12 protein-coding genes are annotated in these 13,742 nt (G+C 36.7%); 11 read left to right on the top strand and 1 reads right to left on the bottom strand.

The features are described from left to right. Nucleotides 1–2: 2 nt before the first annotated feature. Nucleotides 3–767 carry an alpha/beta fold hydrolase gene (locus H4K33_RS04355; RefSeq protein WP_182647256.1) on the bottom strand — a complete coding sequence of 255 codons (765 nt, stop codon included), beginning with the start codon at nt 765–767 and terminating at the stop codon, nt 3–5. Between the two features lie 772 nt (nt 768–1,539). On the opposite strand from H4K33_RS04355, the gene mraZ reads away from it, so the two are divergent. From mraZ to H4K33_RS04300, 11 genes are read left to right on the top strand one after another with little or no spacing between them, the layout of a single operon-like run. Beyond that, nucleotides 1,540–1,998, top strand: a complete 459-nt coding sequence (gene mraZ / locus H4K33_RS04350; RefSeq protein ID WP_182647255.1) for a division/cell wall cluster transcriptional repressor MraZ — start codon at nt 1,540–1,542, stop codon at nt 1,996–1,998. After that, nucleotides 1,991–2,902 (top strand): 16S rRNA (cytosine(1402)-N(4))-methyltransferase RsmH, encoded by a 912-nt coding sequence (rsmH, locus tag H4K33_RS04345; RefSeq protein WP_182647254.1) that lies wholly within the window; start codon nt 1,991–1,993, stop codon nt 2,900–2,902. The genes mraZ and rsmH overlap by 8 nt, the downstream gene beginning before the upstream one ends. Beyond that, nucleotides 2,899–3,258: an FtsL-like putative cell division protein gene (locus H4K33_RS04340; protein WP_182647253.1), complete on the top strand. Its 360-nt coding sequence runs from the start codon at nt 2,899–2,901 to the stop codon at nt 3,256–3,258. Before rsmH ends, H4K33_RS04340 begins: the two co-directional genes overlap by 4 nt. Next, entirely contained in the window at nt 3,249–5,261 is a 2,013-nt protein-coding gene (locus H4K33_RS04335) for a penicillin-binding protein (RefSeq protein WP_182647252.1), read from the top strand. The genes H4K33_RS04340 and H4K33_RS04335 overlap by 10 nt, the downstream gene beginning before the upstream one ends. Continuing rightward, entirely contained in the window at nt 5,258–6,712 is a 1,455-nt protein-coding gene (locus H4K33_RS04330) for a UDP-N-acetylmuramoyl-L-alanyl-D-glutamate--2,6-diaminopimelate ligase (RefSeq protein ID WP_182647251.1), read from the top strand. The genes H4K33_RS04335 and H4K33_RS04330 overlap by 4 nt, the downstream gene beginning before the upstream one ends. A 15-nt stretch (nt 6,713–6,727) precedes the next feature. Then, nucleotides 6,728–7,939: a phospho-N-acetylmuramoyl-pentapeptide-transferase gene (gene mraY, locus H4K33_RS04325; protein WP_182647250.1), complete on the top strand. Its 1,212-nt coding sequence runs from the start codon at nt 6,728–6,730 to the stop codon at nt 7,937–7,939. Nucleotides 7,940–7,942: 3 nt separating this feature from the next. Then, entirely contained in the window at nt 7,943–9,274 is a 1,332-nt protein-coding gene (murD, locus tag H4K33_RS04320; protein ID WP_182647249.1) for a UDP-N-acetylmuramoyl-L-alanine--D-glutamate ligase, read from the top strand. 23 nt (nt 9,275–9,297) lie between these two features. Then, a complete protein-coding gene (locus tag H4K33_RS04315) occupies nt 9,298–10,539 on the top strand; it encodes an FtsW/RodA/SpoVE family cell cycle protein (protein ID WP_182647377.1) in 1,242 nt (413 codons plus the stop codon). Nucleotides 10,540–10,545: 6 nt separating this feature from the next. Further along, nucleotides 10,546–11,640, top strand: a complete 1,095-nt coding sequence (gene murG / locus H4K33_RS04310) for an undecaprenyldiphospho-muramoylpentapeptide beta-N-acetylglucosaminyltransferase (protein ID WP_182647248.1) — start codon at nt 10,546–10,548, stop codon at nt 11,638–11,640. Nucleotides 11,641–11,644: 4 nt separating this feature from the next. Continuing rightward, complete coding sequence (murC, locus tag H4K33_RS04305) at nt 11,645–12,994, top strand: UDP-N-acetylmuramate--L-alanine ligase (protein WP_182647247.1); 1,350 nt, start codon at nt 11,645–11,647, stop codon at nt 12,992–12,994. Between the two features lie 3 nt (nt 12,995–12,997). Beyond that, nucleotides 12,998–13,735: a cell division protein FtsQ/DivIB gene (locus tag H4K33_RS04300; protein WP_182647246.1), complete on the top strand. Its 738-nt coding sequence runs from the start codon at nt 12,998–13,000 to the stop codon at nt 13,733–13,735. The last annotated feature ends 7 nt before the right edge of the window (nt 13,736–13,742 follow it).

The following is a 13,742-nucleotide window of genomic DNA, read 5'->3' as shown; positions in this document are numbered from 1 at the left end:
TTTTATATGTTGCGTTCGTTGAACCACTTATTCAATAGTTCATTGAATTCATCTGGATGCTCCATCATGGCAGCATGACCACATTTATCAATCCAATATAGATCTGAGTCTGGAAGTAATTCGTGAAATTCTACAGCAACTTCTGGTGGAGTTACCTTGTCATTTTTTCCCCAGATTAAACAAGTAGGAACATTAATTTTAGGTAAGTCCTTTGACATATTGTGTCGAATTGCACTTTTGGCAATTGTCAAAGTCTTAATTAATTTCATTCGATCATTTACGGTTGCAAATACATCGTCTACGATTTCCTTTGTGGCTACTGCGGGATCATAAAATACATCTTCAGCTTTTTTGCGAATGTATTCATAGTCTCCACGCTTTGGATAACTGTCACCCATAGCGCTTTCGTATAGTCCTGAACTTCCTGTCAAAACCATAGCTTTTAGATGTTGTGGATACATTTTAGCAAAGTACAAAGCAATATGACCACCAAGTGAATTCCCTAGTATAATAACATCCTTATAACCAATGCGCTCAATAAAGTCCTTTACAAACTTAGCAAAGGCTTTTACATTCGTTTTTAAAATGCTATTGGTATATAAAGGCAATTCAGGGATAACAACTTTGTAGCCTTTTTGAGGAAAGAAGTTTGCAACTCCATCGAAATTACTAAGTCCTCCCATTAATCCATGTAAGATGATAATTGGTGTTCCTTCACCAACTTCCACATATCGGAATTTACCGTCTTCTTTTAAAGTTCGCTCCATTAGCTCTTACTTGCGATTTTTAAATTCTTACAAATATACATTTTTAATAGAGACATCTATTGTAATAAAAGGATAAAATATAGGTAGATACAAAAAAGAAAAGGTCATCCCCCGAAACACAGGTGTATAGGTGTGTTTTCTAGAGTTTTAAAAAGTGTTTTTGAGGTAGATTGATACAGGATGAAAAAAAAATATGATTTAGCGGTGTTGATATTAGAGTTGTTGTTGAGTGCAGAAAACAATAAGCACTTTTTGCAGTCCTGTAGGTAGCTGTTATAGGGAAGTCAAATAACCTATTCTATTTCTTAAAGTAGTTGACTTTTGGTTGAAAAAGAACAGAAGAGAAGTTCTCAGTATTGTAAGATATTGAAAATAAGAAACGGAAAATAACGAAAAAAGCGAGGTTTTCATAAGAGAATACTTGCTTTTTTAATGCTGTAAAAAAGTGAAAAAATTCACTTTTTTTAGCTAAATGAGTTTCTGTTTTTTTCTTACTTAGATTTGATATTAATTGGTTAAAAAATGTCATTTAAGTTAAAACTATCAATATAAATGAATCAAGGTAGTTGGGATAAACTGAAGCAGGTTCGGAAGGGATAAGTGAGTTCAAATCAATTAGTTTGATCCCTAAATGCGATCATTTTATCGATAAAATCGCTTATTGAGGTCAGTAAATACGGTATATTTAGAAAACTTATCAACAAAGTGGGTAAAAGTGGGTAAAAGTGGTAAAAAAATAATTACATTTGCTAAGTATACATAAAAATAAATTTTGACGTCAATTATCGGTACATATGAATGTAAGGTAGATACCAAAGGTAGGGTATTGGTGCCTGCTTCTTTGAAGAAGCAGTTGCCTGCTATGGCTGATGGTTTTGTGCTGAAGAGATCGGTATTTGAAACGTGTTTGGAGCTGTGGCCAATGGCTGAGTGGGAGAAGATGATGTTGAAAATCAATAAGCTAAATCCATTTGATAAAAAAGTTGATACGTTTATCCGTGCTTTTATGGCAGGGGTAAAAATAGTAGATATTGATGATGCAGGTCGTTTGCTAATAGCAAAGGATCTTTTGCAGTTTGGCAACATTTCAAAAGAAATTGTAATGGCGTCTAAAGTTAATATTGTTGAAATATGGGATAAAGACCTGTATGAAGCTACGTTAGAACCAGATGATTTTGATTTTGGAGCTTTGGCACAAGAAGTAATGAGTAATATAAGTTTTGATGACTAAAGATTTATACGCATATCATAGACCTGTTCTGTTGACAGAAAGTGTGGATGGATTAAATATCCGTCCTGATGGTGTTTATGTAGATGTGACATTTGGAGGTGGAGGGCACTCACGTGAAATATTGAGTCGCCTTGGTGAAAATGGAAAATTATTTGCATTCGATCAAGATGATGATGCAGTAAAGAATGCAATTGACGATCCTAGATTTGTCTTGATTAATCAAAATTTTAGGTACATAAAACGTTATTTAAGGTTTTATGGTGTACGTGAAGTAGATGGAATATTAGGTGATTTAGGTGTTTCTTCCCATCAATTTGATGTGGCTGAACGCGGATTCTCTACTCGTTTTGATGGAGAGCTTGATATGAGGATGAATCAAAATGGCGAACTATCTGCTTATCACGTAGTAAATGATTACGAGGAAAGAGATTTGAGATATGTACTCAGTGTATATGGAGAATTGAAGAATGCAGGTGCAATGGCTAATACGATTGTAAAGGCAAGACAAGAAGGGGAGATCAAAAATACCGATCAACTCAAACAAGTTTTGGCTCGATTTTTACCGGCTCACAAGAGCGCTAAAATTTTAGCACAAGTATATCAAGCCATTCGAATAGAGGTGAATCAAGAAATTGAAGTCCTTAAAGAACTATTAGAACAAAGTATGGAGGTGTTGAAGTCGGAAGGAAGACTAAGTATCATTTCCTACCATTCTTTGGAAGATCGATTAGTAAAGCGCTTTATGAAAAATGGAATGTTTGAAGGTGAACCAGAGCGCGATATGTTTGGACGATTCGAAGTACCGTTGAAGCAATTAGGAAAGCTAATTATTCCGACGGACGAAGAAATAGCAGTAAATAACCGAGCGCGATCAGCGAAGTTGAGAATTGCAGAGAAAAAATGAAAAAAACAATAGCAAGTCCTGTAGATATAATTAAAGCGAAGATTCTCGTTAACGAGAATTCAGCGAAAACATGGGGGTTTATTGTATATGTGATTGTGTTAGGTATGATTTTGATTGGTAATACCCAACGATATGAATCAAAGGTGTTCAAAATCGGAAAATTAACACATGAAGTGAAAATGCTACGTGCTGAGTTTGTTGCAACGCGATCAGAACTTATGGAACTGAAAATGGAGTCAACTATCACGCGAAAATTAGAAGAAGAAGGAATTTATCCTTCCGAAATACCGCCACAAAAGATAAAGGTATTGAAGGAAGAAGAAAATAAAACAGCTTGGAGTAAACTATGGCCTTAGGTAACAAAAATATTTACATCAATATTTATGTCGTCACTGCGATAGTCTTGTTACTAGCAGGTGGAGTTGTTTATCGGTTGCTATTAATTCAAGGAGTAGAAGGAAGCGAACTTCGACAAAAAGCGCGAAGTGAAAATAGAGTAAAGGAAGAAATAATAGAAGCCAATAGAGGAAATGTTTATTCTGCTGATGGAAGCTTATTAGCAACATCAGTACCGGTCTTTGAAATACGTTTTGACGGGGTTGCTCCCAAACAAGAAGTTTTTGAAAAGGAAGTGAAACCTTTAGCAGATTCGCTGGCAGTGATGTTTAAAAAACCTAGCGCTCACTATGAAAGTATGTTGAGAAAGGGTAGAGCATCTAAAAGCCGTTATATTTTAATTGCTCGAAATTTGAGCTATGTGGAATATGTGCGAATTAAGAATTTTCCTCTTTTTAAAAGAGGTGGAAATGGTGGAGGTTTTATCTCTTCTCAAAAAACTGTGCGTCAACATCCAATTGGAAGAATTGCAAAAAGAACCATTGGGTATGAACGCAAAAATGAGGATGGAACTTTTGGAAGGGTTGGAATTGAAGGCGCTTTTACGGACTACCTCAGTGGTTATGACGGCAAGCGAAAAATGCAAAGTTTAGCCAAGAATCAATGGAAACCCATTAATGATGAGAATGAAATTGAACCTATAGATGGAAAAGACGTAATCTCTACCATCGATGTTTATATTCAAGATATTGCCCATCACGCTTTGTTGCAGTCTTTAGATAAGTACAGTGCAGATCACGGATGTGTAATTGTTATGGAAACAAAAACAGGTGCTATTCGCGCAATTTCCAATCTAGGTAGAGATCCGCAAACAGGAGCTTACTATGAAACAGTGAATTATGCCGTAGGTGAAAAACACGAACCTGGTTCGACTTTTAAAATAGCTTCGCTTTTGGCTTTGCTTGAAAAAAAACAGGTCGATACCGCTCGAGTATTCGATACCAATAACGGAATTGTTCGCTTTTATAATGCAAGAGTTCGCGACTCAAAACACGGAGGATACGGAAAAATTTCACTAGCAAGAGGAATTGAATTGTCATCTAATACGGTGATTACTCAAGCGGTGGATGAAGCTTTTAAAAATGATCCGAAGCTGTTTACAGACTATTTAAGCTCGCTGTGGATGGATAAACCACTGGGCGTAAAAATAAAAGGAGAAGCAACACCTTATATTCCCAAGCCAGGGCAGAAAGGATGGAGTGGATTGGCGTTACCTTGGATGGCTTTTGGTTATGGATTATCGGTAACACCTTTGCAAACACTGACCTTATATAATGCAGTGGCGAATAATGGAGAAATGGTGAAACCTTATTTCGTTTCGGAAATCAAAGAATTTGATCAAACCATACAGAAATTTGATAAGGTTGTTCTGAATCCGCAAATTGCGTCACCTGATGTAATTGCCCAAGTACAAGCTATTTTGGCGAACACAGTGAAAAAAGGTACAGGTAAAAAGCTGTATTCACCCAATTTTTCTATGGCGGGAAAAACGGGAACTGCACAGGTGAATTACGGAAAAGGAAAAGGATATGACTCGGATATGTACTATTCGTCCTCATTTGCGGGATATTTTCCTGCAGATAACCCGAAATACTCTTGTATTGTGGTGATTCACAAACCAGATCGATCTAAGAGTTATTACGGTGCGGATGTGGCAGGTCCTGTATTCAAGCGAATTGCACAGAAGATTTATACAGATGTGCCAACAACGAAAGAAATTAAAGAATCCAATGAGGTTCCTGTGAATATTGCTACAAGTTATCAGTCATTCACCATCCAAAATCAAGCAGGAGAGCTAACCATGCCAGAGGTCAGAGGAATGCAAGTAATGGATGCTTTGCCTTTGTTGGAAAACTTGGGATTAAAAGTTCAAGTAAAAGGAGTAGGAAAAGTCAAAACGCAGTCAATACTAGCGGGACAAAAAATAAATAAAAATCAAAAAGTAGTTTTAGAACTATCGTGAAAAAGATAAAAGACATATTATACAAAGTAGAGATACAGTCTATTGTTGGATCAACAGATGCAACAATAGACCATTTGGCTTTTGACTCGCGTCAAGTTGAGCCAAAAACTCTGTTTATTGCCATTGTTGGTGAAGTAGTGGATGGGCATGCGTATATTCAACAAGCTATTGACAAAGGAGCAACGGCTATTGTATGTCAGGTAATGCCGAGTGTTTTGGTAGAAGGAGTAGTTTATGTTGTTGTAGAAGATAGCAACAAAGCTTTAGCTGTTATAGCAGCTAATTTCTTCGATAATCCATCACATAAACTCAAATTAGTAGGGGTAACAGGTACCAATGGAAAAACAACCATTGCTACGTTGTTATACTCCATGTTTACTAGTCTAGGGTATAAAGTAGGTTTACTGTCAACAGTAAATATCCGAATCGGACAAACAATTTACGAAACATCACATACTACACCAGACTCAATTACCATTAATGCGTATTTGAATCAGATGGCAGAAGAAGGATGTGAATTCTGTTTCATGGAAGTGAGTTCGCACGGTATTGTTCAACATCGCACTTTCGGTTTGCAATTTGCTGGTGGAATTTTTACCAATTTGACGCATGATCACTTGGATTACCACAAGACTTTTGCTGCTTATCGCGATGCGAAGAAAACGTTCTTTGATCAATTGAAGAAAGCAAGTTTTGCTTTGACCAATATCGATGAGAAAAATGGCCCCATTATGGTTCAAAATACTGCAGCTAAGGTATGCAGTTATGCTTTGAAAAATATGGCGGATTACAAGGGTCAAATCTTGGAAAGTCAGTTCTCGGGTATGTTGATGAAAATCAACCAACAAGAATTATGGGTGCAGTTAATAGGAGCATTTAACGCTTATAATTTATTAGCAGTATTGGGTGCAACTGTAGAATTGGGAGTGCCACTAGAAGAAGCATTGATCCATTTAAGTAAGCTAACTAGTGTAGAAGGTCGCTTTCAATATATTGTATCGTCTAAAAATGTAACAGCTATTGTGGATTATGCACACACACCTGATGCATTAGCAAATGTAATTGACACGATTAACAGTATCCGCACAAACAACGAACAGTTAATCACTGTTGTAGGATGTGGAGGAAATAGAGATAAAACAAAACGCCCAGAAATGGGAAAAATAGCGTCTGACCTAAGCAATAGAGTAATATTTACGTCAGATAATCCGCGATTCGAAGAACCTGCCGCGATATTAGAAGATATTGAAGCTGGTGTAGAACCGCAAAATAAAATGAAAACCATTGTGGTGGAGGATCGAAAACAAGCGATAAAACTAGCTTGTCAACAAGCTTCACCAGGCGATATTATATTAATCGCAGGAAAAGGACACGAAACGTACCAAGAGATTAAAGGAGTAAGAAGTCACTTTAGTGATTTGGAAATTGTAAAGGAGTTTTTAGAACTATAGTAAAGGAAAATAGTTATGTTGTATTACGTATTTCAATACTTAGAAAGTTTATTCAAAATACCAGGAGCAGGTGTGTTCCAGTATATTACGTTCCGTTCTGGTATGGCGATGATCTTCTCGTTGTTGATCTCAATTATTTATGGAAAACGCATTATTGCTCGTTTGAGAAAAATGCAAATTGGAGAAACAGTTAGAGAACTAGGTTTAGAAGGACAAAAAGAAAAATCAGGTACTCCTACAATGGGAGGAGTCATCATTATTGTAGCAACGTTAATTCCTGTATTACTGTTTGCTAGATTAGATAATATCTATGTACTACTGCTTATTCTTACAACAGTGTGGATGGGTGCTATTGGTTTTCTAGATGATTATATTAAAGTATTTAAAAAAGATAAAGAAGGATTAAAAGGGCGATTCAAGGTTATTGGACAAGTTGGATTAGGACTTATTGTAGGTTCAGTCTTGTACTTCAGTCCTGCTGTAACAGTTCGCGAAGTTCCTGCAAAACACATGTTAAGTGAGGTTGCTGTTAGTCAATATGATGTAAAGTCAACAGCAACAACGATTCCGTTCTTTAAAAATAACGAATTTGATTACAGTATGTTAATCAGCTGGATGGGTGAAGGAGCAACAGATTATGCGTGGTTGATCTTTATTCCAATTGTGATTTTTATTGTAACAGCAGTATCAAATGGTGCAAATTTAACAGATGGTATTGACGGATTAGCCGCAGGTACTTCTGCGATATCCACCTTTGTATTGGGAATTTTTGCCTTTATATCAGGAAACGTGATTTTTGCCAATTATTTAGATATCATGTATATCCCAAATTCAGGTGAAATGACGGTCTTTGTCTCTGCATTTATTGGGGCATTGATTGGTTTCTTGTGGTATAATACCTTTCCTGCACAAGTGTTTATGGGAGATACAGGTAGTTTAACCATAGGGGGAATTATTGCAGTATTAGCCATAGCTGTACGTAAGGAATTATTAATTCCTGTATTGTGCGCCGTGTTTTTTGCTGAAACATTATCAGTGGTGTTACAAGTGAGCTATTTCAAATACACGAAGAATAAATACGGTGAAGGAAGGCGAATATTTTTAATGTCTCCTTTGCACCATCACTTTCAAAAGAAAGGATATCACGAAAGTAAAATAGTTACCCGCTTTTGGATTATAGCTATTCTTTTAGGTGTGTTCTGTGTGATTTCACTAAAATTGAGATAGGATATGAAAGTGGTTATTTTAGGTGGAGGAGAAAGTGGAGTTGGAACAGCTCTATTAGCCATTGAAAAAGGATATGACGCTTTCGTTTCAGATTATGGAAGTATCCAAGAAAAATATAAAAAAGTTCTTATAGATAACGAAATCGATTGGGAAGAACAACAACATACCGAAGCTAAAATATTAGATGCAGATATCGTTGTAAAAAGCCCTGGAATACCAGATAAGGCACCAATCGTAAAAAAAATTGTAGCAAAGGGAATTAAAGTAATCTCAGAAATAGAGTTTGCTTATCCTTTTAATGATGCGTTGTCGGTAGCTATTACGGGAAGTAACGGAAAAACGACAACTACGATGTTAACCTATCATATATTGAAACAAGGTGGACTACATGTCGGCTTAGGTGGAAATATTGGTCAGAGTTATGCGGAGCAAGTAAAGGTAGATCCTGCAAAGTGTTATGTTTTGGAGTTGAGTAGTTTTCAATTAGATGGTATAGAAACCTACAGACCCCATATTGCAGTAATTACCAATATTAGTCCAGATCATTTAGATCGATATGACTATAAGTATGAGAATTATATCGCTTCAAAGTTTAGAATTACAATGAATCAAACAGCAGAAGACTATTTGATTTACGACTATGACGACGTTGAAATTCAGAAATGGTTAAGCGAGCATGAGGTAAAAGCACAGAAGTTGCCTTTCTCTATCAAACATAAGTTAGAAAAAGGAGCCTATGTGGAAGACGATAAAATTATAGTGAATATGAGTGATGAAAAATTTGTATTACCTATTAAGGAAGTAGCTCTAGAAGGGATGCACAACGTAAAAAATGTTATGGCAGCAACAACAATAGCGCAGTTAAAGCGAATTAGAAAGAATGTAATACGTGAAAGTTTGTCAGATTTTCAAGGAGTTGAGCATCGTTTAGAGAAAGTACTGAAAGTAGAAAATGTTCAATACATCAACGATTCAAAAGCAACCAATGTAAACGCCACTTTTTTTGCTTTAGAGAGCATGAAAACACCAACCGTTTGGATTGTTGGAGGGGTAGACAAAGGAAACGATTATGATGAACTAATGCCTTTAGTACGCGAAAAAGTCAAAGCAATTGTTTGTTTGGGAGTAGATAACCAAAAAATAAAGGCAGCATATGAAAAGGTTGTAGACGATTTAGTAGAAGTGCAATCCATGCATGATGCTGTAGTTCAAGCCAAAGCTTTAGCCGAAGGAGGAGATACCGTTTTACTTTCACCAGCTTGTGCAAGTTTTGATTTGTTTACAAGCTATGAAGATAGAGGACGACAGTTCAAAGAGGAAGTATTGAAATTATAATATAAAATAAATTAAAGTAGATGATGAAAAAACTACTTTCATTATTATACGGGGATAAAATTATATGGGCATTAGCAATTTTATTGGCCATGCTTTCTTTTTTACCTGTGTATAGTGCAAGTACGAATCTAGTTTACACCATCGGAACAGGAAAGGCTACAACCGATTATTTGTTTCGACATTTCGTTCATTTATTTATTGGAATTTGCATCATGTGGTATTTTCACAAAAGAGACTATGCGCTCTTTCGGAAAATCGCCATTATAGGAATGCCTATCATAGCCTTGCTTTTGTTGTATACATTGTTAAAAGGAAATACAATTGGAGGAGCGAATGCTAGTAGATGGTTGAAAATCCCTTTATTAGGTCAGTTTCAGCCGTCATCTACTGCAGCAATAATTTTGCTGATGTATGTCGCGCAATATTTGACGGGTATTAAAGATGAGGTAGTTACATTTAAAAAATCCTTTTGGCAATTATGGGTACCCGTATTAGTCATTATCGGATTGATTTTGCCAGCTAACTTCTCAACGGCGGCTTTGATCTTTTGTATGGTCTGTGTTTTGGTGTTTATCGGGAAGTATCCGTTCAAATACTTGATGACCATTATCGGAATAGGCGCTAGTTGTATGCTTTTGTTTATCTTGGTTGCTAAAGCTTTTCCTGGGGCATTTCCCAATCGTGTGGATACGTGGATTAGTCGTATAGATCGATTCACAGGTCCGGATGATGGAACCCGAGATTTGTACCAAGTTGAAAATGCAAAAATGGCCATTGCCAATGGAGGATTGTTTGGAGTAGGACCTGGTAAAAGTGTATTGAAGAACTTTTTACCTCAGTCTTCTTCGGATTTTATCTTCGCCATCATTGTTGAAGAATGGGGACTATTTGGCGGATTGACGATCTTGGGGATTTACCTCTTGCTGTTTTATCGCTTCCTCATTGCCGTGCATAAAGCACCCACGCTCTTTGGAAAACTATTAGTCGCAGGTTTGGGATTTTATCTCATCTTTCAAGCACTAATTAATATGGGAGTAGCCGTTTCCCTCCTGCCAACAACAGGACAGGCTTTACCTCTAGTGAGTAGCGGTGGAACCGCCATTTGGATGACGTGTTTTGCCATTGCCGTAATTCTCAGCGTGACCAAAAAAGAAGCAGAAGTACAAGCAGAAGAACAAAAGAGAAAAGAAGAAGAGCAAATGGAACAGGAAATGTTGCACGATTTGCACCTTGAACGATTAGAAAAAAATAGTACAGAAGAATAAAAGCAAATGGAACATAAACCGAAGTTTATATTAAGTGGTGGTGGAACAGGAGGACATATCTTTCCTGCATTGGCAATTGCTGATGAGTTAAAAGTGAGATTTCCCAATGCTGATATTTTATTCGTTGGAGCAGAAGGAAAGATGGAGATGCAAAGAGTACCCGCAGCAGGTTACCCAATCGAAGGATTGTGGATTTCGGGTATTCAGCGAAAATTAACCTTAGATAATTTGATGTTTCCCTTTAAGCTTTTAAGCAGCCTAAAGAAATCGAGAAAAATTGTCAAAACATTTAAACCCGATGTGGTTATTGGTACAGGAGGATTTGCAAGTGGCGCTGTTGTAAAAGTTGCAGCAGGAAAAGGAATACCAACCTTAATACAAGAGCAAAATTCATTTCCTGGTATTACCAATAAACTTTTGGGAAAGGAAGTAGATAAAATTTGTGTGGCTTATGACGGATTAGAACGTTATTTTCCCGCATTTAAAATAATAAAAACAGGTAACCCTGTTCGTCAGGGATTACTCGAAGTGGCAGCAAAACGCGAGGAAGCAATCGCTTATTTTGAGTTGGACACAACAAAGAATACGCTGTTAGTTCTAGGTGGAAGTTTGGGTGCACGTAGAATAAACCAATTAATTGAAGAACAGTTGCCTCTGTTTAAAGATATGGGGATTCAATTGATCTGGCAATGTGGGAAATTCTACTATGAAGAATATAAAAAATACGAATCAGCAGATGTAAAGGTTCGCGCCTTTGTGGATCGCATGGATTTAGCCTATGCAGCAGCGGATAGTATTATTTCTCGTGCAGGTGCTTCTTCTGTATCGGAATTAGCATTAGTAGGGAAGGCGGTAATATTCATCCCATCTCCTAATGTAGCAGAGGATCATCAAACCAAGAATGCCAGAAGCATAACGGAACAAAATGCGGCACTTTTGATTAAAGAAAGCGAGTTGAATGAAAGGTTTGTTCCAACATTCAAAGACTTGTTTGAAAATAGAGAAAGACAAGTGGAGCTGGGACAAAATTTTAGAAAATTAGCTTTGCCCCAAGCAACAAAAGATATAGTAGATCAGATCGTAGAATTAATGAAGAAGTAGAAAAATGGATATAAATAGCATTAAGAGCGTATATTTTATTGGAATAGGAGGTATTGGAATGAGTGCCTTAGCTCGTTATTTTAAATTCATTGGAAAAGAAGTTGCAGGATATGATAAAGTATCAACGCAATTGACACAAGAATTAGAAGCAGCGGGAATTGAGATTCACTATGAAGATAATGTGGATTTAATTCGCGCAAATTACAAGGAAGTAACGTCAACATTGGTTGTTGTTACTCCGGCTGTTCCTCAAGAACATTCAGAGTGGAATTATTTCAAATCAAACCAATTTGAAATTAAAAAACGTTCTGAAGTATTGGGAATTATTACCAAAGATACCTACTGCTTTGCTGTAGCAGGAACACATGGTAAAACGACAACGACAAGTATCCTTGGACATTTGTTGTTTCAAGCAGGACTTGATGTTACTGCTTTTGTTGGAGGAGTAGTGGAAAACTACCAAACCAATCTAATCGGAAGTGGTAAAACCATAACCGTTGTAGAAGCGGATGAATTTGATCGTTCTTTTTTGCGTTTGTTTCCCAATGTAGCTTGCATCACCTCTACCGAGGCAGATCACTTGGATATATTTGGAACAGCAGAGGAAATGTTGGTTGCTTTTACCGATTTTGCTCATCGTTTGCCTGATGCAAATAAATTATTTGTTACAGAAGCGGTAAGCTTAGCAGGAATTCAAGTGGGATTTGGACCAAACTGTCTTTATCGCGCAGAAAATATAAAAGTAGTCCAAGGATGGTATGTGTTTGATATAGTAACTCCGAAAGAAACGATTCACAAGGTTTCCTTTGGATTACCAGGCAGACACAACCTTTCAAATGCGTTAATGGCTTTTGCGATGGCAAGTGATTACGGAGTGGATACGCAAGTTTTGGTGGAAGGATTGAAGAGTTTTCGCGGTGTACGTCGTAGATTTTCTTATAAAATAAGAAGAGACGATTTGATTTATATCGATGATTATGCGCATCATCCAACAGAAATTAAAGCAGCAAGTCAGGGCGTACACGAAATGCATGGAGATAAAAAAATAGTAGCTGTTTTTCAACCACATTTGTACAGTAGAACAAGAGATTTTATGGATGAATTTGCAGCGGCGCTATCTACTTTTGACAATGTGATTTTGTTGGATATTTATCCCGCACGCGAATTGCCGATTGAAGGGGTTACTTCTGCTAAACTATTGGAGCAATTGACTTCAAAAGAAAAGCAACTAGTAGCGAAAGAAGATTTAATCGAGCATCTAACAAAGTCAGATGCAGAAATTATTCTGACTATTGGAGCAGGCGATATTGGAGAAATGGTACAGGATATTAAACTAGCTTTAGAAGGAAAATAAAAAATGAAAAAATTGTTGAAGAAAATAAAATGGTCTGATTTGCGCATCTTGATGGTGCTAGGAGTCGCCTTGTTTTTATATTCTTTTAGCAATGATAGGAGCACACATCGAAATTTGAAAGGGGTAGAAATCCTCTTTAAAGGAGAAGAACGACATTTTGTAACTTCTAGTGATGTTAGCGATATTGTAAAACACCAAAGCGGAACAGTTACTGCTCAAGATCGAACGACAATTGATCTGAATATACTTGAAAAAAGTGTATTGGAAAATAGATTGATTAAAGACGCCGAAGTGTATGTAACAATTGATGGAATCTTAAAAGTAGAAGTCAACCAAAAAAAAGCGATAGGCAGAGTAGTTGGCGAAAACGATTCGTATTATTTGGATGAGAATGGAGCTAAAATGCCGTTGTCAGACAATTATGCAGAACGCGTAATTTTGGTTGAAGGAAGCATTAAGAGTGAATCGCAAGAAGCTTTGAAACAAATGTTGGAACTGATTAATGCAGATGAATTTCTCAAGCAAGAAATTACGGGAATTAGCATTCAGCCTGGCGAAGTGATTTATTTGAAAAGTCGAGTGAATACCTTTCAAATTCTGTTTGGAGGTTTTAATGAAATGGAACGAAAACTCATGAATTACAAGGCGTTTATACAATATGCAATAGATGAAAAAATTGAAATAGATAGTTATAAAAAGATCAATCTGAAATTTACCCAACAAGTGGTGTGTTCAAAATAAAATTGAG

It is taken from the genome of Myroides sp. WP-1, from assembly GCF_014145635.1.
In the GTDB taxonomy this organism is placed as follows: Bacteria; Bacteroidota; Bacteroidia; order Flavobacteriales; family Flavobacteriaceae; genus Flavobacterium.
The sequence above is the reverse complement of the archived record's forward strand: the minus strand, read 5'-3'. Positions and strand labels throughout refer to the sequence as shown.

Excerpts from the sequence above, each read along its gene's own strand:
- H4K33_RS04355 (WP_182647256.1), bottom strand. The coding sequence starts at position 767 with ATGGAGCGAACTTTAAAAGAAGACGGTAAATTCCGATATGTGGAAGTT.
- rsmH (WP_182647254.1), top strand. The coding sequence starts at position 1,991 with ATGACTAAAGATTTATACGCATATCATAGACCTGTTCTGTTGACAGAA.
- H4K33_RS04340 (WP_182647253.1), top strand. The coding sequence starts at position 2,899 with ATGAAAAAAACAATAGCAAGTCCTGTAGATATAATTAAAGCGAAGATT.
- H4K33_RS04335 (WP_182647252.1), top strand. The coding sequence starts at position 3,249 with ATGGCCTTAGGTAACAAAAATATTTACATCAATATTTATGTCGTCACT.
- mraY (WP_182647250.1), top strand. The coding sequence starts at position 6,728 with ATGTTGTATTACGTATTTCAATACTTAGAAAGTTTATTCAAAATACCA.
- murD (WP_182647249.1), top strand. The coding sequence starts at position 7,943 with ATGAAAGTGGTTATTTTAGGTGGAGGAGAAAGTGGAGTTGGAACAGCT.
- H4K33_RS04315 (WP_182647377.1), top strand. The coding sequence starts at position 9,298 with ATGAAAAAACTACTTTCATTATTATACGGGGATAAAATTATATGGGCA.
- murG (WP_182647248.1), top strand. The coding sequence starts at position 10,546 with ATGGAACATAAACCGAAGTTTATATTAAGTGGTGGTGGAACAGGAGGA.
- murC (WP_182647247.1), top strand. The coding sequence starts at position 11,645 with ATGGATATAAATAGCATTAAGAGCGTATATTTTATTGGAATAGGAGGT.
- H4K33_RS04300 (WP_182647246.1), top strand. The coding sequence starts at position 12,998 with ATGAAAAAATTGTTGAAGAAAATAAAATGGTCTGATTTGCGCATCTTG.